The organism is Rosenbergiella nectarea, assembly GCF_900111105.1.
In the GTDB taxonomy this organism is placed as follows: Bacteria; Pseudomonadota; Gammaproteobacteria; order Enterobacterales; family Enterobacteriaceae; genus Rosenbergiella; species Rosenbergiella nectarea.
Genome location: NZ_FOGC01000012.1, coordinates 68160 through 90632 on the forward strand (window position 1 = coordinate 68160; position 22473 = coordinate 90632).

Here is a 22473-nt window from a genome sequence, read left to right on the forward strand (position 1 = left end):
AGGGGGCGATGTGCTCATCAAGAAAGAGACTACATATAAAGGACGACAACTCAAATGGGTTGGCGCAGCGGTACTTGTCGCACTCTACACGAGCAATAGCTGGGCATTTAGTATCGACGATGTCGCGAAACAAGCTAAATCCTTAGCGAAGAAAAATTATCAAGCTCCAAACAGTAATTTGCCTTCACAACTCCGCGAATTGAAATATACCGATTACCAACAAATTCAATTCAAGCATGATAAAGCTTATTGGTCTAAACTCCATACGCCTTTCAAACTCGAGTTCTATCACGAAGGAATGTATTTTGACCAAGCGGTCAAAATAAATGAAGTTACGGCCTCTACCGTTCATGAAATTAAATACGATCCCGCATACTTCGATTTCGGTAAAGTCCCGCATAATGCAGATTCCCTTAAAAACATAGGGTTTGCTGGCTTTAAAGTCCTCTATCCCCTTAACAGCCGTAAGAAAGAAGATGAGATCAGCAGCTTCTTGGGCGCAAGCTATTTCCGTGTGATTGGCGCAGGTCAAACCTATGGCCTTTCTGCGCGCGGCCTCGCGATCGATACCGCCGTTCCGGCAGGGGAAGAGTTCCCGCGCTTCAAAGAGTTCTGGATCGAACGTCCGACCGCGAATGCTAAACAGCTGACAATTTATGCATTACTGGACTCTCCACGTGCCACTGGCGCTTATCGCTTCATCATTCATCCCGGTAAAGAGAGTACGGTGGATGTACAGTCCCGTGTCTACCTGCGTGACAACGTCACAAAGTTAGGCATCGCGCCACTGACCAGTATGTATCTGTTCGGGGCCAATCAACCATCCCCAGTGATTAACTATCGTAACGAATTACATGATTCGGATGGCCTCTCGATTCATAACGGCAACGGCGAGTGGATCTGGCGTCCAATCAACAATCCACGTCGTTTAGGTGTCAGTACCTATCAAGTTGAAAACTTAAAAGGTTTCGGCTTACTGCAACGTAATCGTGACTTCAGCCATTATCAGGATTTAGACGATCGCTACGACCAACGTCCAAGCGGTTGGGTAGAGCCTATTGGGGATTGGGGCAAAGGACATATCGAGCTGGTGGAAATCCCGACTAACGATGAAACCAACGATAATATCGTCGCCTTCTGGAGCCCAGAAAAATTACCGGAAGCCGGTAAAGAGATGAAATTTGATTATCGTCTGCACTTTACTCGTGACGAGTCCGCGCTGCACGACAACCATGTTGCGTGGGTACAAAACACGATGCGTTCGACTGGTGATGTCAAACAGTCGAATCTGGTGCGTCAACCAGACGGCAGCATTGCGTTCTTAGTCGACTTCGTGGGCAAGAACCTAAGTAAAATGCCTAGCGATGCGAAGATTGCCCCAGAAGTGAGCATCGGGAAAAATGGCGAGATCGTTGAGCAAAACGTGCGTTACAACCCAGTGATAAAAGGCTGGCGTTTAACCCTACGCTTACGCGTGAAAGATCCGAAACAAGTGACCGAGATGCGTGCTGCGTTAACCAGCAACGAAAAATTATTGACTGAAACGTGGAGCTATCAGTTACCTGCCAATGAATAAATCAACGTTTAATCCTAAACAGTATGTTGACACTCTGCCGCTTGATGCGGCAGAGCAGTCTTCATTGCTCGCGACTGAGACATCACAAGAAAGCTTTGCTCAGTTCCACCATCAACTGGGCAACGATGTGACCGCCAGTGATCGTGAGGAGGACGCGGCACTGGCCTCTGTCTCATCTCGTGTAAAAATGGCATGGTCAGCGGCGACAGATAATGATGCGCAGTTTGCGCAGGACGATCTGCAGCGCACCACATTGAAGGCGATGCCGCCAGTACGACGTGCGTTGATGTCTCCAGACAGTTGGGAAACTAACCCGATTACGCGGGCATGGCGCTCTGTACGAGGAAAATCCCGCAAGCAACGTGAACGTTTGCAGGATGCGCCCACCCGTAACTCAGAAGAGAAGTGGCGGGTTGTTGGGACGATTCGTCGCTATATCTTGTTGCTACTGACCTTAGCGCAAACTATCGTCGCAACATGGTATATGAAAACCATTCTGCCTTATCAAGGCTGGACCTTGATTGACCCGACGCAACTGTTCACCCCGGACTGGAAACAGGCGGTACTTCAGATCCTGCCTTATGTGCTGCAGACCGGTATTCTTTTCCTATTCGCGATTCTCTTCTGCTGGGTTTCCGCTGGTTTTTGGACCGCGCTGATGGGCTTCTTACAACTCCTGATCGGTAAAGACAAATACAGTATCTCTTATGGCACCGTGGGCGATGAGCCGCTAAACCCTGAGAACCGTACTGCGTTAATCATGCCTATCTGTAACGAAGATGTGCAGCGTGTGTTTGCCGGTCTACGCGCCACATGGGAATCGGTGGTACGCAGCGGCAATAGCGAACACTTCGATGTCTATATTCTGAGCGACAGTTACGATGCAGATATCGCGATTGCCGAACAAAAGGCTTGGATGGAACTGGTCCGTGATGTTGGCGGAGCTGGGCAAATTTTCTATCGCCGCCGCCGCCGCCGCGTGAAGCGTAAAAGTGGTAATATCGACGACTTCTGCCGCCGCTGGGGCCAAAACTATGCCTATATGGTGGTCCTGGATGCCGACAGTGTGATGAGCGGTGAATGTTTATCCGGCCTGGTGCGGATGATGGAGGCCAATCCTAATGCAGGGATTATCCAATCGTCACCGAAAGCATCGGGAATGGATACGCTGTATGCACGCTGTCAGCAATTTGCGACCCGCGTCTATGGGCCACTGTTTACGGCGGGACTGCACTTCTGGCAGCTAGGGGAATCCCACTACTGGGGACACAACGCGATTATACGGGTCAAGCCGTTTATTGAGCATTGCGCCTTAGCCCCCCTGCCAGGTGAGGGGTCGTTCGCCGGCTCCATCATGTCGCATGACTTCGTTGAAGCCGCGTTAATGCGCCGTGCGGGATGGGGCGTATGGATTGCTTATGATCTGCCCGGTTCTTATGAAGAACTGCCGCCAAACTTATTGGATGAACTTAAGCGTGACCGCCGTTGGTGTCATGGTAACTTAATGAATTTCCGTCTGTTTATGGTGAAAGGGATGCACCCGGTTCACCGTGCCGTGTTCCTGACGGGGGTGATGTCTTACCTCTCGGCCCCACTGTGGTTTATGTTCTTAGCGCTGTCTACCGCATTGCAGGTGGTGCACTCATTGGTCGAGCCGACGTACTTCTTACAACCTCGTCAGCTCTATCCGGTGTGGCCGCATTGGCGTCCAGAATTAGCGATTGCCCTATTCTCCACCACCTTAGTGTTACTCTTCTTACCGAAGATGCTCAGTGTGTTGTTGATCTGGTGTAAGGGGGCTAAGCCTTATGGTGGATTTATTCGAGTGTTTATTTCCCTGATTCTGGAAATGCTGTTCTCAGTACTGTTAGCCCCTGTAAGAATGTTATTCCATACGCTATTCGTGGTGAGTGCCTTCTTAGGCTTGAAAGCGGTGTGGGACTCCCCGCAGCGTGATGATGACTCAACGCCGTGGAGCGAAGCCTTCCGCCGTCATGGTTCTCAGATGCTATTAGGGATCGTCTGGGCGGCTGGTATGGGCTATCTGGATCTCAACTTTTTATGGTGGTTAGCGCCAATTGTTGGGTCTCTCATCCTCTCCCCGATTGTGTCGGTTATTTCGAGCCGTGCAACCGTTGGGTTAGCTTCGCGTCGCGCTAAACTCTTCTTAATCCCTGAAGAGTTTGAAACACCACAAGAGTTGATCGATACGGATAACTACGTGCTGCTTAATCGCCAACGTGTGTTGGAGAATGGCTTTATGCATGCGCTATTCCATCCTTCCTTTAATGCGTTAGCCACCGCGCTGGCCACGGCACGTCATTTACAAAGTGATCTGCTGGAGCATGCGCGTGAGCGTCAAATCGATCAGCTGTTAAGCGAGTCACCTGAAAAAAGCAGTGCCAATCAGCGCTTACTGGCCATCAGTGACCCGGTGGTCCTAGCGCGATTACACAGCCGCTTGTGGCAGCAACAGGATAAGTACCGCCAATGGCATGACAGTTATGCCAAACTGGAATCTAACCCTGACGCTCTACAAGTTAACTGATTAAAAGGCGGCGTAAGCCGCCTTTTTTAATGGGTTCAAGCCGTTATGATAAGAAAACTCGTTATTATTCTTTCGATTGTCATGCTAACGGGCTGTGGCAGTATTATCAGTCGAAGTGTGGCGGGACAGGGGCAGGGGCATCAGTACTATCCCGGGGTGCAGTGGGATTTGCGCCAAGGGTATTGGCGCTTTTTAACGATTCTAGATTTACCGCTTTCACTGATTGTTGACACCTTTATGTTGCCTATCGATGCCAAGCACGGTGACTACCCATAATTACCAGCGTTCAGAGTCGCTGTTGTCGTCACTCCACTCTTCGGCAGCGGCTCGACCTTCTTCAGTATCGGTAGGCGGTGCGAGCTGAAATTCGCCTTCATCCCATTCGTGTAGCGTATTTTCAGGTTGCCACTCGGCCAGTATTTCCTCTTCGTCATACTCATTATCCCAGATTGCCTGAGCAGCTTCATCATAGTAGAGAGGGAGACACTCGCTAGGCGCTTCGTCCTGATCCGCAAACTCGGCTTGCCACATAATATCACCGTCTTGCATCACATATTTTTGTAACGAAAACTGACTTACCGAGGCACTTAACTCGTCCACTTCGGGGTGATCCGCTAAGTAACTCTCTTTTGCGACGCTTATCGCTTCATCTAAGGTGGTGAATAAATCCATGGTTGTAACCTCAATCACTGTGGGAATAGATGAAGCATAGAACATATTTTTCACCCTGAGTGAGGTGGGAGAGATTTTGTTACTTTTCAGTTTTTCCTGAATGAAGTGCGGATAGACACTTGGGATGCGTAGGGCTATCGGGTATCATAGTCGCCTTTTCAATTGCCCAAAACAGGACGAACACCATGCCAGTGTTACATAACCTTGTCTCGAATAAAGAGTTAAAACAGCGTTTAATGGAGGAGACCGAACCGCGTACCACGGTCTCGTTCTATAAGTATTTCACGATCAGTGATCCGCAGGCGTTCCGCGACCGTCTATACCAAGCTTTCTTAAAGCTTAAAGTGTTCGGTCGCGTCTATATCGCCGCCGAAGGGATTAATGCACAAATTAGTGTGCCTGCCAGCCGCTTTGAAGCGATGAAGCAGCAAATTTTCGACTTCGACCCTGCGCTGAACGGATTACGGATGAACATCGCCTTAGACGATGACGGTAAATCTTTCTGGGTGTTACGGATGAAGGTCCGTGAGCGAATCGTGGCTGACGGTATTGACGATCCAAGTTTCGACGCCAGTGACGTCGGGGCTTACCTGAAAGCCGATCAAGTCAACACAATGTTAGACGACCCGGAGGCTGTCTTTGTTGATATGCGTAACCACTATGAGTTTGAGGTGGGACATTTCGACAATGCCATGGAGATCCCTGCCGATACCTTTCGGGATCAACTGCCCATGGCAGTAGAGATGCTGGCAGAGCAAAAAGAGAAGAAAATCGTAATGTATTGCACCGGCGGGATCCGTTGTGAGAAAGCGAGTGCGTGGATGAAACACCAAGGCTTCGATAATATTTATCACATCGAGGGCGGGATTATCGAATATACGCGCAAAGCGCGTGAGCAAGGATTACCGGTTCGTTTCAAAGGCAAAAACTTCGTCTTTGATGAGCGGATGGGTGAACGTATCTCTGAAGATGTCCTAGCTCATTGCCATCAGTGTGGGGCTTCTTGCGATACTCACGTCAATTGTCTAAATGATGGATGCCATCTCCTGTTTATTCAGTGTGATGACTGCGCAGTCAAATACCGTGGCTGTTGTAGCCCAGAGTGTTTGGAAGAGTCCGCATTGACCCCCGAAGAGCAACGCCAACGTCGGGCCGGTCGCGAAACCAGTAATAAAATCTTCAATAAGTCGCGAGGATTATTACGCATGACTCTGCCGACACCTATCAATAAAGACGACGCCTAAGTCAAGCCCCTGCCTAGCAGGGGCTTTTGCGTGAGGGCACGGCTAAAATTGCAAGGCGGCCGTCAGGTCACCCATTTTTTGATGGCCGTGCGCCACGAGCGCCTGATCGCGAGCGGTTAACCCATCAAGCAGCGGCAAGCCATGCACGCGACTGATAAAACGCAATATCGATCCGGTGTCATATTGAGTATTGTCTACGTGTCCGCGTCGTGCAAAGGGTGAAATAACCAACGCTGGGATACGCGAACCGGGTCCCCATCTATCGCCTTTCGGTGGCGCGACAGGATCCCACCAGCCGCCATTCTCATCGAAAGTAATAATGACCACGCTATTTTGCCACTGCGGGCTGCGCTGTAACTGGTCAATAATATGCGCAATATGACGGTCCCCGGCTTCGACATCCGAGTAACCGGCATGCATATTCATGTTACCTTGCGGTTTGTAGAAAGCGACCGGTGGCAATTTTCCTGCCTGGACATCGGCCAGAAAATGGTTGGTCGCAGGGGAGTCGCCCAATCCGCCATCACGTAAGTGTTGCTTTCTAGCATCCGGGTGGCTTGGACCAAGATTCTCAAAATAGTTAAACGGCTGATGGTGCAGCTGGAAATCAGGACGGGGCGGAAACTCGGTACTGTCTTTCTGATCGTTAATCGCAAATTGCCAGCCTCCTGCATACCATGCCCAGTCGATACTTTTTTCCGTCAGTTTATCGCCGATATGGGCGTGCTTTTGCGCCGGCAGTACGTTGGCTTTACTGGCATCGGCATAATCGGGACGCTGCGGATCGCGACTCGCAGAGGGCCAGAATGGCGGTTGCATGGTATTCACCGCGTAGCCATCGGGGGTAATTTGACTCGGTCCGAATTTCGGGATGCCGGTTAAGGCACTGGCGGGTGAATCAGCTAACGGTTTTAACCTGCTATCTGTAGGATCATCGCTCATCAACTCAGCAATTAATCCTTTGGCAGGGGAAGTCTTAACATCAGGGTAGAAGGGGGCTTGGGCGCAGGCTAGATATTGGTGGTTAAGGAACGATCCACCGAAGGCCCCTTGGAAAAAGTTATCACAGAGCGTGTACTCGCGCGCTAACTGCCATAAGCGCATATTTTAAGCGCTATCCGCATAGTAACCCATGGTGAGCGCCCCAGCGTCGGCCCACGCGACAAAGCGGTCATTTTTACCGCCATTAATTTGCATCTGATTCTGGTAGAAGACATGCCATAAGTCGCGGGTGATCACCCCTTGTGGCAGGGCTTCTTGATCGTCACCTTGTAAGGCGAAAGGCTTATTGGGCAGCTCGGTGAGATACTTTGCCTCTTGATCAATGTGATAACGTTTATGATTAACGACTTGTGGATCCGGCACCATCCCTTTCCAAATCGGCGGGAGATGTGGCAATGGGGATCCATCTCGATCAACTTGACGCGTAGCCTGTTCACTGAGTTGATGCAGCGGCTGTTGGCTTCCCGGGAAGTTCGCAAACAGATTATTAAAGCTGCGGTTTTCCGCGTAAATCACCACAATATTTTTGACGTGTTTATGCAGTAATTCCGTCTGTTTCGCGGCGGAGTAATCGGTTAGCGGACGAGCAGCAGAGGGAGTGATCTGGCCAGCTTGTGCGCCGCCGAGGGGAAGCAGTGTGCTACTGACGCCCAAAGCCGATGCGCCGGCCAGCAGCCGACGACGTTGTGGATTTTCAGGCGTGGTGGCATTTCCTTTCTTCGACTTCATGCATTGCCCTTGTTTTAACAAGAAAAGTTAGCGTCACGATACGAATTAACCGTGACGTTTTTATGACAATGCTGAGAGGAAATCAGCTTTTTGTGAAACGCGCTAAACGGAAGGGCGAAATGATAGTTTCTATATCATTACCCATTGCAAATTGACTCGCAATTTCGCCGAGTGCAGGGGCACATTTGAATCCATGACCACTTAACCCGCTGATCACTAACCCCGTCTTGTCCTCATCCAAATAATCGATAATAAAGTGGCCATCAGGAGAGTTATCATAGCTGCAGGCTTGGCCGAACAAGCAGGCGCTCTGGCCCGGTAAAAATTGCTTAAGGAAGCCAAAACATTCGCTACCATCCGAAGGCGATTGACCGAAGGGTAAGCACTCTGTGGCATCGTTGAGCGGTTGGCCACCATCGTGACGGGCAACTTTCAGCTGATCATCCTCGGCAGGAAATCCGTAATACTGGCTTCCATCGGTTAGCTGTGCGGTAAAGGCCGGAAAATGGGTGTGATGGCTAAAACGGCCATCGGACTGGAACCAAGCCATTACCTTGCGCACCGGTGAGATGGGTAAATCTGGTAGCAGCTTTTTCACCCAACTGCCCGCGGTAACGATAATTTTACGGGCCGTATAGTCACCGTCAGCGGTGGTGACACGGTAGAGATCATCATAGTGGCTAATGGATTCAACCGGGCAGTTGAAAAGCTGAGCGCAGCCTTGCTCTTGAGCTAGGCGGATCCATTGTTCAACCGCTTTTTCGCTATAAAGGTAACCGGCTTCTTTATCCAGCACCCCATGATATTCCGGAGGGATGACGAAGTGTTCCCAACGCTGCACGATGTCACTAGCACTTAATGCCTCGACGTCAATCGACCAGGTCTTCGCACTATTGAGTAATTGAGGAATGAGCGGGCTATCTAAAGGGGCCAAGGAGAGTACGCCACTGCGTCGAAAAAGGGTCGTTGATGAGGTTTTCTCTAACGCCTCCCACAGTACTTTGCTGCGTTGAAGCAGCGGCACATATTGGTCACCTTCCGCATAGGCATAGCGAATTAAGCGTGTTGACCCATGATGCGAACCTTGATGATGGGGAGGGTGATGGGCATCGATCATTAATACATTTAAATTATTAATGGTTGCGTAGCAGCCTGCTGCCGCGCCTACCGATCCGCTTCCGACAATAATGACATCGTAAATCATTGCATTGCTCCGCTTTTTTCTTTGCAGCATAGCAGAGTCGGACAGGGGGAGACAAAAAAAGGCACCCTGAGGTGCCTTGGAAGGTTAATGCTTCGCCCTGATTGGTTGGTTCTCTGACTCTTCAATACGCGCAATGCCGGCTTCGAGTAGAGAAATAAACTGTCTGGCCACATCCGTAGTGATCCAATAAGCTGGACCAATGTCGGCGTTTTCTTCTGTTTGTTGGCTCGAAGAGACGGAATGCAGACGAATCATCATCGCATCATAATCTTCAACGGTACTGATATCCCAACCGACTAACGGATGTGTTTGGATCACATTATTTTCTTTATCCATCTTAACCTCCATAATCGTCATACGTAAGTGAAGACTGAGGTCACAAGTATCCTGTTTCATTACACAGGAAGGATAAAGTATAGCACGGAACCTACACCTCGCTGATTATTTATCGACCACCTGCCATTGTAGCGTTTCCCCCGCTAAAAAGGGAATAAGCTGTTCGTTCCCTAATGCGATGTGCTCCGGGACGATCCACTCTTGACGCTGTAAGGTGATGGTCTGCTCGCTCACCGGCAGTTGGTAGAAGGTCGGGCCATTGATCGAACAGAACGCTTCAAGATGCTCAAGAGCGCCAAGCTCATCGAACACACTGGCGTAGGCGGCTAAGGCCGTTGGCGCATTGAACACCCCGGCACAGCCGCAGCTTGATTCTTTGCGAGACTGTACATGGGGGGCGGTATCGGTACCTAAGAAAAATCGTGAATGACCTGTCGCGACCACATCTCGCAGAGCTTGTTGATGAACATTGCGCTTAAGAATCGGCAAGCAGTACAGATGCGGACGGATACCCCCGCTCAGCATATGATTACGGTTAAACATCAAGTGTTGCGGTGTCACTGTCGCGGCCAATAGTTCGTTACCTTCTTGCACATACTGCGCGGCATCGCGCGTAGTGATGTGTTCCATGACGACACGTAACGCGGGGAAGCGTTGACGTAGCGGGATCAACACTTGGTCGATGAATTTCGCTTCGCGATCAAAAATATCAACATGGGTATCGGTGACTTCACCGTGGATCAGTAACGGCATGCCGATGGCTTCCATGCGTTCTAAAACCGTAGCGATATGATCGATGCGAGTGACGCCATGACTGGAGTTAGTGGTCGCGTGGGCAGGATAAAGTTTCGCCGCAGTAAACACTTTACGGCTGAAGCCCAGTTCAATTTCGTCGGCAGACAAGCTGTCAGTCAGGTAACAGGTCATTAACGGCGTAAAGTGATGCCCAGCCGGCAGTGCCGCTAAGATACGTTGACGATACTGTTCTGCAGCGTGGACAGTGGTCACCGGCGGAACCAGATTTGGCATCACAATAGCGCGACCGAAATGCGCACTGGTATAAGGAAGGACAGTGTTCAGCATGTCATCGTCACGCAGATGGATATGCCAATCATCGGGACGACGAAGGGTAAGCGAGTTAACAGGGGATTTCATCAGCAAAGGCTCCGGCTAGATAGTCAACGATTAGGGCGTTCAGGCCGGGAACTAAGATTAAAGGGCACTGCTACAGATTGCACTCTTTTTTTTAAATGATTAGGGTGATTTATTGCAGAGGTTAGGGAAAAGCCCATCGAAGGCGATCTTTTCTCGCGATCTCGAGAAGTGAAAAAAATAGTCAACCCCATTTCTCTTGCCGGTAAGGGCTGCGTATCGTTTCGTCCGTTACTCGCTTTCTGATGTCTAACACAGTCGCGGTCTCCATTCTCCACTACGTCCTAATCGACCCTTGGAGGGTCAGTGGGATCCTCACGCCTACGACAACGCCTCGTAGGCGTGATGCGTACTCGGGTCGACGTAAACTCAAGGTGGTCACGCGTTTGTTGCCACCTTGATAAGGGAGCCGATAGCAGGGCCTTCATTCAAGATAGGGTTTACCAGTGAGTGGCGTGCATATCTATTACGAAGCGGTACTTTACATCGCCTTTCAGCATACGTCGGAAAGCATTTTCGATCTCTTCGCCTGGTAGTAGTTCGATATCTGATGTGATCGAATGTTGCCCACAAAAATCGAGCATCTCTTGGGTCTCTTTGATACTGCCGATCGATGACCCGCTAATACTTAGGCGTCGAAATACCATCGGGGTGATCTGCGGCGAAGGGTGCGACGTTTCTGGGATACCGACCAACACTAAGCGTCCATTGGTCTTTAACGCTGCTAAGTAAGGATCCAAATCGTGGGCCGCCGCCACACAGTCGATAATGATATCTTGCGAGGCGTGGCATGCCGCCATCTGTTCGCTATCGGTTGAGACGACAACCTGTTTTGCCCCTAAGCGATAAGCATCCGCGCCTTTCTGTGGAGAGGTGGTGAACAAGGTGACTTCTGCCCCCATCGCGCTGGCTAATTTCACCGCCATATGGCCTAAGCCACCGAGACCGACAACCCCAACGCGATCACCCGCTTTAACAGTAAAATGGCGGAGCGGGGACCACACCGTCACACCGGCACATAGCAGCGGGGCGACACCGGCGAGGGGTAAGTTATCGGGGACAGAGATGACAAAGTCTTGGTCGACGATAACATTCTGTGCATAGCCGCCCCAGGTACTCTGTCCGGTGTAGCGATCAATCCCGTTATAGGTGGCCGTGAAGTCTTGCTCACAATACTGCTCTTCCTGAGCCTGGCAGAAGTTACACTCGCGGCATGAATCGACCATAACGCCGACCCCGACAATCTGACCGGTACTAAAGCGCGTGACGCCGGCCCCGACCTCGACCACTTTACCGACAATCTCATGGCCGGGAACGAGTGGATAGCGGCTGACCGCCCACTCGTTACGCGCCATGTGCAGGTCAGAATGGCAGACACCGCAATAAAGGACTTCAATTTTTACATCCTGATGCTGTACAGAACGCAGGGTGATCGGCGCTGAGGCGAGTGGTGCGTTGGCATCATGGGCCACTAAGGCATTTATTTTCATGTTTACTCACGGTAAGACTGGGTCTGGATGCGGGGCGGGACTATAGTAGAGAAGAGCGTATTTTGGTAGTAGTTACCATTTGGTAACCATAGTGATAAGGAGCGATAAATGCCTGATTGGGTTGAGGGGAAACTCTATTTTTACGCGGATTCACCGGCGCGACGCATTATGGAGCTCTTTTCCGTAAAATGGCGTTCGATGGTATTGCATGCACTATATCATTGGCCGGAAGGGCGGGCCCGCACCGGTGAGTTACACCGCAGTTTACAGGGGATCTCAAAAAAAATGCTGTTTCAAACGCTCAAAGAGTTGGAGTCACGCGGGCTGATCGCTCGACATGTCTACGACGTCGTCCCTCCAAGAGTGGATTATCGGCTCACCCCTTTAGGCCGTACTTTTGCCGAACCGATCGAAGCGTTATACCACTGGGGGCTTGAACATCAAGGGGCGTTAGACGAAATGGAAGCATTGTATCTAGGCACGTCGGGCGAAGAGAAATAGCCCACAGAGAAGCGACTAGGCGTAGGGCCAGAACCTTAACGGCTTTTCGCACTGTCTATAACGTCATGGTTGGCTAGTTTGGCTAGTGTACATTCATTGACACGCTTAAGGAGGATCTATGGCAAGCGATAAGACAATCTTAATTATTGGTGCCTCACGCGGCATTGGACTCGGATTGGTCGAGCAATTTCTCGCACAAGGCTGGCAAGTGACCGCTACGACTCGCGGCACACCTGTACAAAATAGCTCGGCACACTGGTTGGCCTTGGACATTACTGACCCCGCAAGTCAGCACTATTTTATCGAACAATTAGCGGACCAACGTTTCGCGGCTATCGTCATCAATGCTGGGATATACGGCCCCGCTGAACAACGTGTAGACCAGGCTACCGATGCGCAGTTGAATCAATTATTTCTTACCAATAGCTTCGCCCCCGTGCGCTTGGCGCAGCGTCTACTCCCTTATCTTGCCTCGCACAGTGGAGTATTGGCCTTCACCAGTTCGCAGATGGCCAGTTTGACAGAAAATCCTGCTGCCGAGATGCCGCTTTATGCTGCCAGCAAGGCTGCTCTCAATATGCTGGTGCGCGCGCTACATCCTGCTGCGCAGCAAGCGGGTATTACCTTATTATCGTTACACCCCGGTTGGGTGCAGACCGATATGGGCGGGGAGAAAGCCCCGGTCTCGGTTGAACAAAGTAGCACGGGGTTAAAACAGGTGATTATCTCGGCGGCAAGTAAAGGGGGTCATCATTACCTTGATTACCAAGGGCAGACGCTGGAGTGGTAATAATACGTCAGTGGCGGGATGATACAGCCTTAACCCACAACAGGGGTTAAGGCTGTCTTGATGACTTACGGCTTTGCTAGCTGTTCGCGCACAGTCTTAACGTGTTCGGCGGTTACCGCGCTAGCCTGGTTACTCCAACCTTGACGGATAAAGGTTGCCAGTTCGGCGACCTGTGGATCCGTGAGACGTTGTGCAAACCCTGGCATTTTCAACGCCGAAGCCGATTTGGCGGTGGAGGGCAATTGCGCTCCTGCAAGGATAATATGAATTAGCCCAGTCGGATTCTCAGCGTTAACTATCGACGCTTGGTCTAAGGCGGGGAAGGCATGTGGCGCGCCTTTACCATTAACGAAGTGGCAGGCATTGCAGTTATCGAGATACAAGGTTTCACCCGCCGTTAAGTTTTTGGCCGCGGTCAACTTGTCTGCCGTGTGCTGTACGGCCTGAGGATTACCCGTGTCCAATGCAGGGTTTCCCCCCAAGGCTTTCAGGTAAGTGGCGATGGCTTGCGCATCCGCATCGGTGAGGTAAGCGGTGCTGTGTGCCACCACGGAGGTCATCTCCCCCGCAACCCCTGCCTGACGATTACGACCGGTTTGCAGATAATCAACGATATCTTGTGTCGACCAGCGAGCAATGCCACGAAGCGATGGAACGGCCCAGCCATTCAGTTCTCCACCCGAAACAAAACTTTCTTCACTACTTTTCACACTCTTCTCGTTCATGGCGAGGCCACGAGGGGAGTGACAACTGCCACAGTGACCCAAACTCTCCACGATATAGGCCCCACGATTTACTTGCTGCGAAGCCCCTTGTAAAGGGGTGAAGCGCTGGTCGTCGACAAAGGCCCAATTCCAGAGTGCAAGACCCCAACGTTGGTTGAACGGAAAGCTTAGCGCGGTTTTCGGCGGCTGTTGCGAACTCGGTTTTACCCCTTGCATAAAATAGTGATACAGGGCGCTGATATCCTGATCGCTAATCTTCGCATAGTCGGGATAAGGCATGGCAGGGTAAAGGTGGCGTCCATCCGGCAACACGCCTTTGCGTACCGCATCGGCAAATTGCTGCTCGGTAAAGTTACCAATACCGTACTGTTTATCGGGAGTGATATTGGTTGAATAGATCGTACCTAGCGGCGAGCTTATCGCTAAGCCCCCCGCGTAATTATCTTTGCCTGCGACGGTATGGCAGGCCATACAGTCACCTAATCGCGCCAAGTACTCCCCCTGTTGAATAAGGGTGGAGGAGGCAGGCTCTGCGCTGGCAGGGAGGCTGGCCAAGACGGTGGTACATAATGCTAAGGCAATTAAAGAATATTTCATCAGCTTAAGCCTCTACCAATGGGCCGGGATTTTTTAAATAATGATCTTTGATGGCTTGTGCCGCCATCAAGGTTATCGCGCCGATCGTATCGGTAGGGTTAGCTTGAAAATTCTGTGGGAAAGCGTTACCCCCAGGCACGAAGACATTATGAACATCCCAACTTTGGAGATAGCGATTTAACGCCGAAGTGTTAGGGTTGTCGCCCATTACCGCACCACCCACGTTATGGGTCGAGACATATTTTGTGAGGTCGAAGTTAGCGTCCATCGGTAGGAAACTCATGCTGAAATTATCTGGATTTAACTCTTTGACCAGATCCCCGACAATACCTTTTAAATATTGCTGTAGCAGTAACTCATTGCGTTTCCAATTAAACGTCATGCGTAGCAGAGGTTGCCCATACTTATCGGTATAGGTTGGGTCGAGGTCCAGATAACTGTCGCGGTAGGCCATACAGGTGGTGGTAATGCTGACTTTCATCGAGTGTCCGTACCAGGTTTCCAGTCCTTCTTTCCAGCCCGCGCCCCACTTCGGCGTATCTTTCGGCAGCGCCGCACTAATTGGCGTCCCGGTGGCCTGTGAACTGTGAATTTTCGCGCCGCCAATAAATCCTAAGCTTGGCCCGTCAACATTGCCGGGTGAGATATCGTTAAACATCTGTCCCGTCGGTCCGGCTGCGACGAAGGGATTAAAGTTTTTATCTTTAAAAAATAGCGTTGCGCCACCGTTGCTGAGAAACGCATAGTTACGTCCTACAACGCCTTCTTCCGTGATCGGGTTATAGGGCTTTCCTATCCCGGATAGCAGCATCAATCTAACATTGTAATATTGGAAACTACTGAGGATGACGATTTTGGCGGGTTGGAAGCATTCGTTACCGTCGACGTCATAATAAATAACCCCTTTCGCACTCTTTTTATCGTCATGCAAGACGACACGCGTCACCTCGGCATTGACTTCATAGGAGAAATTCTCCATACGTTTGAGTGCATCCATTACCGCGGTTTGCGGCGAGGCCTTGGAATAGTTCAAGCAGGGATATTTAGAGCAATAGCCGCAATAATTACAGGGCGTGATGGTATTGCCATAGGGGTTGGTCCACGCGCGTGACGCCGCCGCAGAGGGGTTGGGAAAAGGATGGTAACCGAGCATTTTAGCCGCAGCGGAGAACATCACATTATTTAAGGTATCTTCCAACGCGGGCAATGGATAAGGCTGGGATCGAGGGCCTTCGAAAGGGTCACCGCCCGGCTGTATTTCACCCCGTAGATTACCCGTGTTGCCGGATAGTCCGCAGATTCGCTCAAATTTATCGTAATAAGGCTCGATCTCCTGCCAACTAAAGGGAAAGTCCATAATTCGCATATCTTCTTGCAGAATACCGGGCTTATAGGCTTGGTCGGCATAGGTTTTTAGTTTAAGGTCGGTCGGCGTTGGGCGGATCAATACCCCCGTCCAGTGCATACCGGATCCTCCGACGCCACCGCCGGGGACAAAGGCTCCCCATTTGCGTGTTGGGACGGCGGTGTCTTGCAGTCCATAACGGACGGTTACCGCTGACTCGGCGGGGGTGGTCATCACCTTATTGCGTACCGCATAGGCGTACTCATCGGCAGGTTTAGGGTAGGCGAACTCGTCGTAGTCGCGATCGGGGCCTTTTTCCAAGGCACGAACGCGCAATCCGGCTTGCGCGAGTTCAATACTCATTAGCGACCCCGCCCAGCCTAGTCCACACACCACCACATCGACTTCTTGCTTAGTGACTTTTGGCATCTGTTAACGCTCTCCGTTTATGCTTGCACGCTTTGGATACTGACTGGGCCCAGAGGGTATTGCACATTATGTTGCTTTACCCACTCTAAGTAGCTGGCGCGTGCGCCGGGAAAGCCAATCGCAATCCATGCTTTCATGCCTTTATTGCCGCCATACATCGGGTCGGCGAGATAGCCATGTTTAGTATCGTTAAGCAGTTGACTAAAGAACTGCGAGGCGCTGAGAGAAGCGCTATCTTGGCGCTGTTCAAAAGGTAAGGTTCCTTTCTCAGCCAAAGAGAGCACCTGCTGTTGGTCGGGGTGAGCCAATTGGGTAAAGCCTTTGCCGTGCTGTTGATGGCACCACTGATTAATTGCCGCGATCCCTAATTGGTAGATTTGCTGTGGGTAGCAAGGGATCTGGTAGCCTAAGGTGGCGGGAAGATTGGCAGGGAAAGGACCTTGCATGTAAATCTCTTTTCCGAAGCTGGGATCGTGCAGTTGTTGATCAATAAAGATAGGGACGTTGGTTTCTAAGGCGCCAGGCGCTTTACCTTGTCCCCCGGCTGGGATCAGTCGATCGGTTGCCGCCAGGATAAATTGCCACTCCTCGGCAGAGAAGAAGTACGGTTGATAGGCACTTAAATCGGGGGCGGCTAGTTCAGCAGCCTCCGCCGCCGTCATCCCCTTAAGGACTAACTCGGTGAGTGGCAATGCCATTAATGAGGCTAATAGGAACTTTCTCCTACTGGTGGGTTTTTGCAACAACATCGTAATTATGCTCACAATTAGTTATACAAATTATATTTTTGTATCACTATTGTAATCCATATGTTTAGCAAGGTCATTAGTTTAACTTTTTTTATACATTTGGTGCTGAGCGAGCAAGGGTGAGTGAAAGACAATGGGACGACGGGAAGTGATGAGGACGTAGGTAGCACGCTTTAAATCAGTGATGAATACCGGACAGTAAAGGTAAACGCCTGCAAGCGCGCGCAGGCGTGTGGAGAGGTTAGGGCGCTAAGGGAATGACTAACTCACCCGGTTTTACCTCGATGCCTGTGGCATATTTTTTCGCTAAGGATTCCGCCTTCGAACGGTCACTGCTCAATACCCATGCCGGTTGTTGGGTAAAGTATTCACGCAGCGATGTCGCTAAGATGGGTTTGAGGCCGTCAACCACGCCTTGTACTTTTTGCGGTTGCGCCTGCGCATCGAGAATAGTGATGTCGTGCAGGTAGACCGCACCTTGTTCACGATTGAAGACCGGTACCGCACTCATTTTCAGGTTGAGATCAGCGTTTTGTTGCCCGAACAGTGAGGCAAATTCGACCTTGGCATGGCCAGACAACACGACTTGGTTGGCGACGGCTCGGCCTATTTCAGCGTGTAAGGTATCTAACCTGATATGCGCATTGGCTAATCCATTGATACCAATATCTTTCTCAAACGACGCATGCTTGCTTAGGCTCTGATTAATTTCCTGTTCACTCAGCGTATAAGACGCCCAGTGGTCACAGCCGGCTAAGACTACAGTGCAACAGAACACGATAAGGGTAAGACACTTACGCATAGTAACAAACCTCTAGTGGGCTAAATCGAACAATAAGGGTACGCCGGATTGGGTCGAGAGTGAATCACGCAGGGCGGCAACGGGTGTCGGCCAAGTGATTTCGTTCACTAAGGTGAGGTTACGCAGTAGCGGAAAGAGATGAATATCATCATAAGAGAGCGTGCCGTTCACCGCGTGAGGCGACTGGATAATATCGACCAGGCGAGTGAGGTCGTGATTAATTTTTTCCACAAGCGAGGCACGCGCAGCGCGGAGCGGGCCGAAGTCACCAATATAAGCTTGTTTTTTTGCCGAGTAGTAGTCGCGCGCAGAGGCGGTGGAGAACTCCGCAAAGTCGGTGGTTGGCATAATAGGTAACAGCAGTTGATTGATATAAGTGCCCACATCCGTTAGCCACTGAGCCAGATCCTTCGAGGACTCGCGGGAGAGTCGAGGAGAGGCCGACAGCGACTCAACATAGTTGATGATGTCTAAGCTTTCGCCCATCGCACTGTTATCGTCTTTCACCAAAATAGGTAACATCTTTTTCCCGATCAGCTTGTTCGGTGTCTCCTCGTCATCATTGAGCAAGAAAGAGGCGTCAACCGGTTGCTGATCTAAACCGAAAATCATCCGCGCTTTCACACAGAACGGGCAGTGGTCATAAACATAAAGATGCATAGTCAGTCCTATTCTTAAAGGAATCAATCTTCTAGATGAATAATTGTACGTCAGACGGCGGATTCTGCCAAACGACGAAAACAGTCGTGTGACTTTACTCGTTGAGCTAATTAGCAAATAATCGCTGCTTATTGAGTTTCGCTGGAGACATTATGTTTGGCTATCGCGCACCGAGCCCGAGAATATCACTGAATTCACCCTCGATGCATATCAGAACCGTCGCAGAACGGGATAGTTGGTTACTGACTGATTATTACCATGAAAATCGAGATTTCTTGATGCCGTGGGAGCCGTTGCGCGATGAAAGTTATTTCCAACATCATGGCTGGGAAGCACGTTTGCAGGTCATGGGGATGCAACAAAAACAGGGCGAAGCCTTTTACTTTCTGTTGATGGATCCTCGCCAGCAACAGGTCTGGGGCGTCGCAAATGTTAGCCAAGTGATCCGCGGCGGTTTTCAGGCCTGTTATTTGGGGTATTCACTGGCAGCGGCGCAGCAAGGCAAGGGACTGATGTTTGAAGGCTTGTCGGTCATCATTCCTTATCTGCAAAAACAGCAGCGACTCCATCGGATTATGGCCAACTACATGCCACGCAATCAGCGCAGTGGGGCACTGTTACAACGACTAGGATTCGAAAAAGAGGGGTATGCCCGCGATTATCTTAAGATAAACGGGCGCTGGGAAGACCATGTTCTCACGGCTTTGATCACCCCTGCGGACTAAGTCGTCATTACTTGTAACAATCGGAACTGATTATTTCCAGGAATGGCAGTACACTAGCCAGCATTATTCGTGTGGCACAGCCTACATTGTCGATTATTCAGGATGTTTTTCTTTTATGAATTTACTTAAATCATTAGCGGCCGTGAGTTCCATGACTCTGTTCTCACGGGTGCTAGGTTTTGCGCGCGATGCCATTGTAGCGCGCGTATTTGGTGCGGGGATGGCGACAGATGCCTTTTTTGTCGCCTTTAAACTGCCGAATTTATTACGTCGAATTTTTGCCGAGGGTGCCTTCTCGCAAGCCTTTGTCCCGATTCTGGCCGAATACAAAAGTAAACAGGGTGAGGAGGCGACGCGTATTTTCGTCTCCTACGTGGCAGGATTATTAACGTTAGTTCTCGCGCTGGTCACGGTAGCAGGGATTATCGCTGCCCCTTGGGTGATTTATGTGACCGCGCCAGGCTTCGCCGATACCGCCGATAAATTTGCGCTAACCACTGCATTATTACGGGTCACGTTTCCCTATATCCTGTTAATCTCGATTGCTTCCTTGCTCGGCGCTATCCTCAATACCTGGAACCGATTTTCGGTCCCGGCGTTTGCGCCAACCTTGCTGAACATCAGTATGATTGGTTTCGCGCTGATTGGATCACGCTATTTTCACCCGCCGGTAATGGCGTTGGCGTGGGCTGTGGTGGTCGGAGGGATTTTACAACTCGGCTATCAGCTTCCCCATCTGAAGAAAATTGGCATGTTAGTGTTACCCCGGATTAATCTAAAAGATGCCGGCGTCTGGCGAGTATTACGCCAAATGGGGCCGGCTATCTTAGGGGTGTCGGTAAGCCAAATCTCTCTCATCATTAATACTATCTTCGCCTCGTTCTTGGTGTCTGGTTCCGTCTCGTGGATGTATTACGCTGATCGCTTGATGGAGTTCCCCTCGGGCGTGTTAGGGGTCGCATTAGGAACGATTTTATTACCTTCGCTATCGCGGAGTTTTTCGAGCGGTAATTTCGACGAGTATTCTCGACTCATGGATTGGGGGCTACGTCTCTGTCTACTGCTGGCACTGCCTAGTGCGGTGGCGCTCGGTATTTTAGCGGGTCCATTGACTTCAGCACTGTTTCAATACGGTAAATTTTCTGCCTTCGATGCCGCAATGACCCAACGTGCACTGGTGGCGTATTCCATTGGTTTAGTGGGCCTGATTGTGGTGAAGGTCCTCGCACCGGGCTTTTATTCACGTCAGGACATCAAAACCCCGGTTAAGATTGCCATCATGACACTGATTATGACGCAGGTCATGAACTTAGCTTTTATTGGGCCGCTGAAGCATGCAGGCTTGTCACTCTCTATCGGGTTGGCCGCGTGTTTAAATGCTGCATTACTCTATTGGCAACTGCGTAAGAAAAAGTTCTTCATCCCACAAGCAGGATGGGGCATCTTTTTGGTCCGATTGATCGTGGCCGTGGGGGTGATGGCCGCCGTACTGTATGGCGTATTGCACTATATGCCAGCATGGGGCCAAGGCGTCATGTTTGAACGCTTACTGCGTCTTACGGCAGTCTGTGCAGCGGGCGGCATAAGCTTCTTTGCTACGCTACTCCTCCTCGGTTTTCGCGTGAAAGACTTCTCCCGTCGCAGTGTCTGCTGATCCCTATCGATTCATGACCGGATGACCGTCCGGTCCATAAAAGCGTTGGGCTTGCAGAGGTTGGAGAATATTTAGCACCTGCTCGGTCCATGCTTGCTGCTGGCTGAGCATTAAGGCCGTATGCTGATTTTGCTCAGCGAGTTGCTGTGCCAGCGGTTCGATTCGCTGCCACAGTGCCGCCAATGATGGATGGTCGGAGTAGGGAGGCGCTAACGTTAACGCGCTTTCTGACTCGGTTCGTCGTTGCTCAACAAAGGTTAGCGTCACCAACAATGCCTGTTTATCTTCACTTAAACTTATCAAGCGGCGGCTATCTGGCGACGCCGTCATGAGTTGCTGCTGCTCTTCATTCATTACATGGCCGAGTGATGCCAGGACTTGATACAGACTATTGAGAACGGTACTCAAATTACGGTAACGATCAGGCATAATAGTCTCCCTTGGCGATGGCCAATAGGTTGTCCGCAATTTTACCGGCATCAAGGTGATAAGTTCCTTCAGCGATCGCTTGGCGTAAGCGCTGCACTTTGTCATGGTCGATATCATTATGGCTGAGCTGAGTGAAGCGTGAGAGAGATTGGCTCAGATCGACGCTATCGGTTTGATTCTCGGCAATCAGGGTCGGGGCCGACCGCGGGTCGGTAGACAGGGTACGTGAGCGCGCTTGCCCTTGGACCACATCATTGCCCATCCCCGTGATGCCTGGCATTTTTTCAATTGTCATACTCTGTCCTTTTTAAAAAAAAGCATAATAATAGTGGCTCTCTCCGTTTATCGGCGAGATAACGAGAAACTTTATAAGTTTTATTCAGTGATTATTTCACGATGATCTCTTTACGTTCATTCACGGTTGCTGTCAGCCATTGGCCGTTATCGAGTCGGATCCGTAAAGGCTGATTAACCGCGGCATTGTCTAAGGCAGTGCCTCGTCCTGCAATGTGAAACCCCTTACCCATTAACGTTATCGGAACCGTTTGTCCTTGCTTGATTACCCATGGTTGGCGAAATTGATTCTTGGTTAGCACCTTTCCTGCAGGGATCTGTTGTAAGGCGATTAATGGTAAGGGTAAGGGGGTTAACCAACTGTTTGTCGGTAACTGATCTAGGCGGCCAAAGTCTGCTTTTATATTGTCTGCCGTGACTAAAGTACCTTGTTTAATTGTTTGTTGACTGCGGTAAAATTTACCCTTCACTTTCACCGCTACGCGTAAGACGGCGACTTGCTGATCACACTTCGCCGTAAGCGTCAGTTGCCCCCAGCGGCGGCTATTACTCGGTAGCTGAAAGCGAGGGTGTGAACACGTGAGCTGAGTCGGCGGTTGCCGCAAAATCTCCACCTGCAGCGTCTTTGCATAGTCAGGTTCACGTTGGGCAAAGAATGCCACTAGCTGGTCTGCTAGGGGGACTGCGTGGGCGGGGGTCGTCATCAACAAGCTTGCTGCGATCCATAGCGCTTTCATACGGTACCTCCCTTTATAAATAGGCTAAGTGTAAACCTCGCTATCGCTCCCCAAGCAGGGAATTACTCCGTGTTTCATCGGCT

At 50.6% G+C, this 22473-nt stretch carries 21 protein-coding genes and 1 pseudogene; 8 read left to right on the forward strand and 14 right to left on the reverse strand.

The features are described 5' to 3' along the window. Positions 1-10 precede the first annotated feature (10 nt). The 3 genes from BMX14_RS13710 to BMX14_RS13720 are packed head-to-tail and all read left to right on the forward strand — an operon-like array spanning position 11 to position 4400. The gene (locus BMX14_RS13710) at positions 11-1576 is read left to right on the forward strand and encodes a glucan biosynthesis protein G (protein WP_092677696.1); all 1566 of its coding nucleotides are present in this window, start codon (positions 11-13) and stop codon (positions 1574-1576) included. Next, complete coding sequence (gene mdoH / locus BMX14_RS13715) at positions 1569-4124, forward strand: glucans biosynthesis glucosyltransferase MdoH (protein WP_092677698.1); 2556 nt, start codon at positions 1569-1571, stop codon at positions 4122-4124. Before BMX14_RS13710 ends, mdoH begins: the two co-directional genes overlap by 8 nt. A gap of 45 nt (positions 4125-4169) precedes the next feature. Then, the gene (locus tag BMX14_RS13720; RefSeq protein ID WP_092677700.1) at positions 4170-4400 is read left to right on the forward strand and encodes a YceK/YidQ family lipoprotein; all 231 of its coding nucleotides are present in this window, start codon (positions 4170-4172) and stop codon (positions 4398-4400) included. On the opposite strand, the gene BMX14_RS13725 is transcribed toward BMX14_RS13720, so the two are convergent. Beyond that, positions 4401-4796 carry a MysB family protein gene (locus BMX14_RS13725; protein WP_092677803.1) on the reverse strand — a complete coding sequence of 132 codons (396 nt, stop codon included), beginning with the start codon at positions 4794-4796 and terminating at the stop codon, positions 4401-4403. Between the two features lie 185 nt (positions 4797-4981). On the opposite strand from BMX14_RS13725, the gene trhO reads away from it, so the two are divergent. Then, positions 4982-6040: an oxygen-dependent tRNA uridine(34) hydroxylase TrhO gene (gene trhO / locus BMX14_RS13730; protein WP_092677702.1), complete on the forward strand. Its 1059-nt coding sequence runs from the start codon at positions 4982-4984 to the stop codon at positions 6038-6040. A 42-nt stretch (positions 6041-6082) separates the two neighbouring features. Here trhO and acpA read toward each other — a convergent pair. The 5 genes and pseudogenes from acpA to BMX14_RS13755 all read right to left on the reverse strand — a co-directional run bounded on the left by acpA (position 6083) and on the right by BMX14_RS13755 (position 11953). Beyond that, positions 6083-7771: pseudogene (acpA, locus tag BMX14_RS13735) on the reverse strand (acid phosphatase). An 82-nt stretch (positions 7772-7853) separates the two neighbouring features. Further along, positions 7854-8975 carry an N-methyl-L-tryptophan oxidase gene (gene solA, locus BMX14_RS13740; RefSeq protein ID WP_092677704.1) on the reverse strand — a complete coding sequence of 374 codons (1122 nt, stop codon included), beginning with the start codon at positions 8973-8975 and terminating at the stop codon, positions 7854-7856. Between the two features lie 84 nt (positions 8976-9059). Then, positions 9060-9311 (reverse strand): biofilm formation regulator BssS, encoded by a 252-nt coding sequence (bssS, locus tag BMX14_RS13745; protein WP_092677706.1) that lies wholly within the window; start codon positions 9309-9311, stop codon positions 9060-9062. A gap of 105 nt (positions 9312-9416) precedes the next feature. Continuing rightward, positions 9417-10466: a dihydroorotase gene (pyrC, locus tag BMX14_RS13750; protein ID WP_092677708.1), complete on the reverse strand. Its 1050-nt coding sequence runs from the start codon at positions 10464-10466 to the stop codon at positions 9417-9419. 437 nt (positions 10467-10903) lie between these two features. Continuing rightward, entirely contained in the window at positions 10904-11953 is a 1050-nt protein-coding gene (locus BMX14_RS13755; RefSeq protein WP_092677710.1) for an NAD(P)-dependent alcohol dehydrogenase, read from the reverse strand. A gap of 108 nt (positions 11954-12061) precedes the next feature. Here BMX14_RS13755 and BMX14_RS13760 point away from each other — a divergent pair, with 108 nt between their 5' ends. Then, on the forward strand, positions 12062-12454 hold the full coding sequence (locus BMX14_RS13760; RefSeq protein WP_092677712.1) for a winged helix-turn-helix transcriptional regulator: 393 nt from the start codon (positions 12062-12064) through the stop codon (positions 12452-12454). Positions 12455-12572: 118 nt separating this feature from the next. Next, the gene (locus BMX14_RS13765; protein WP_092677713.1) at positions 12573-13244 is read left to right on the forward strand and encodes an SDR family oxidoreductase; all 672 of its coding nucleotides are present in this window, start codon (positions 12573-12575) and stop codon (positions 13242-13244) included. 65 nt (positions 13245-13309) lie between these two features. Here the strand turns inward: BMX14_RS13765 and BMX14_RS13770 are convergent, their stop codons facing one another. The 5 genes from BMX14_RS13770 to grxB all read right to left on the reverse strand — a co-directional run bounded on the left by BMX14_RS13770 (position 13310) and on the right by grxB (position 18551). Further along, on the reverse strand, positions 13310-14566 hold the full coding sequence (locus tag BMX14_RS13770) for a c-type cytochrome (RefSeq protein WP_092677715.1): 1257 nt from the start codon (positions 14564-14566) through the stop codon (positions 13310-13312). A gap of 4 nt (positions 14567-14570) precedes the next feature. After that, the gene (locus tag BMX14_RS13775) at positions 14571-16340 is read right to left on the reverse strand and encodes a GMC family oxidoreductase (RefSeq protein WP_092677717.1); all 1770 of its coding nucleotides are present in this window, start codon (positions 16338-16340) and stop codon (positions 14571-14573) included. Positions 16341-16357: 17 nt separating this feature from the next. Continuing rightward, positions 16358-17089, reverse strand: coding sequence for a gluconate 2-dehydrogenase subunit 3 family protein (locus BMX14_RS13780; RefSeq protein WP_092677719.1), 732 nt, complete (start codon positions 17087-17089; stop codon positions 16358-16360). Between the two features lie 241 nt (positions 17090-17330). Continuing rightward, positions 17331-17891, reverse strand: a complete 561-nt coding sequence (locus BMX14_RS13785; protein ID WP_092677721.1) for a lipoprotein — start codon at positions 17889-17891, stop codon at positions 17331-17333. Between the two features lie 12 nt (positions 17892-17903). After that, the gene (gene grxB / locus BMX14_RS13790; protein WP_092677723.1) at positions 17904-18551 is read right to left on the reverse strand and encodes a glutaredoxin 2; all 648 of its coding nucleotides are present in this window, start codon (positions 18549-18551) and stop codon (positions 17904-17906) included. Positions 18552-18703: 152 nt separating this feature from the next. Between grxB and rimJ the strand changes: the two genes are divergently transcribed. Both rimJ and murJ read left to right on the forward strand, forming a co-directional pair. Next, complete coding sequence (rimJ, locus tag BMX14_RS13795) at positions 18704-19276, forward strand: ribosomal protein S5-alanine N-acetyltransferase (protein ID WP_092677725.1); 573 nt, start codon at positions 18704-18706, stop codon at positions 19274-19276. Positions 19277-19391: 115 nt separating this feature from the next. After that, entirely contained in the window at positions 19392-20930 is a 1539-nt protein-coding gene (gene murJ / locus BMX14_RS13800) for a murein biosynthesis integral membrane protein MurJ (protein WP_092677727.1), read from the forward strand. 3 nt (positions 20931-20933) lie between these two features. Here murJ and BMX14_RS13805 read toward each other — a convergent pair whose 3' ends face one another. The 3 genes from BMX14_RS13805 to flgA form a co-directional block, all read right to left on the reverse strand. After that, entirely contained in the window at positions 20934-21359 is a 426-nt protein-coding gene (locus BMX14_RS13805; protein WP_177173166.1) for a flagella synthesis protein FlgN, read from the reverse strand. Then, positions 21352-21654, reverse strand: coding sequence for a flagellar biosynthesis anti-sigma factor FlgM (gene flgM / locus BMX14_RS13810; protein ID WP_092677731.1), 303 nt, complete (start codon positions 21652-21654; stop codon positions 21352-21354). Before flgM ends, BMX14_RS13805 begins: the two co-directional genes overlap by 8 nt. Before the next feature lie 91 nt (positions 21655-21745). Next, positions 21746-22390 carry a flagellar basal body P-ring formation chaperone FlgA gene (gene flgA / locus BMX14_RS13815; protein ID WP_092677733.1) on the reverse strand — a complete coding sequence of 215 codons (645 nt, stop codon included), beginning with the start codon at positions 22388-22390 and terminating at the stop codon, positions 21746-21748. Positions 22391-22473 lie beyond the last annotated feature (83 nt).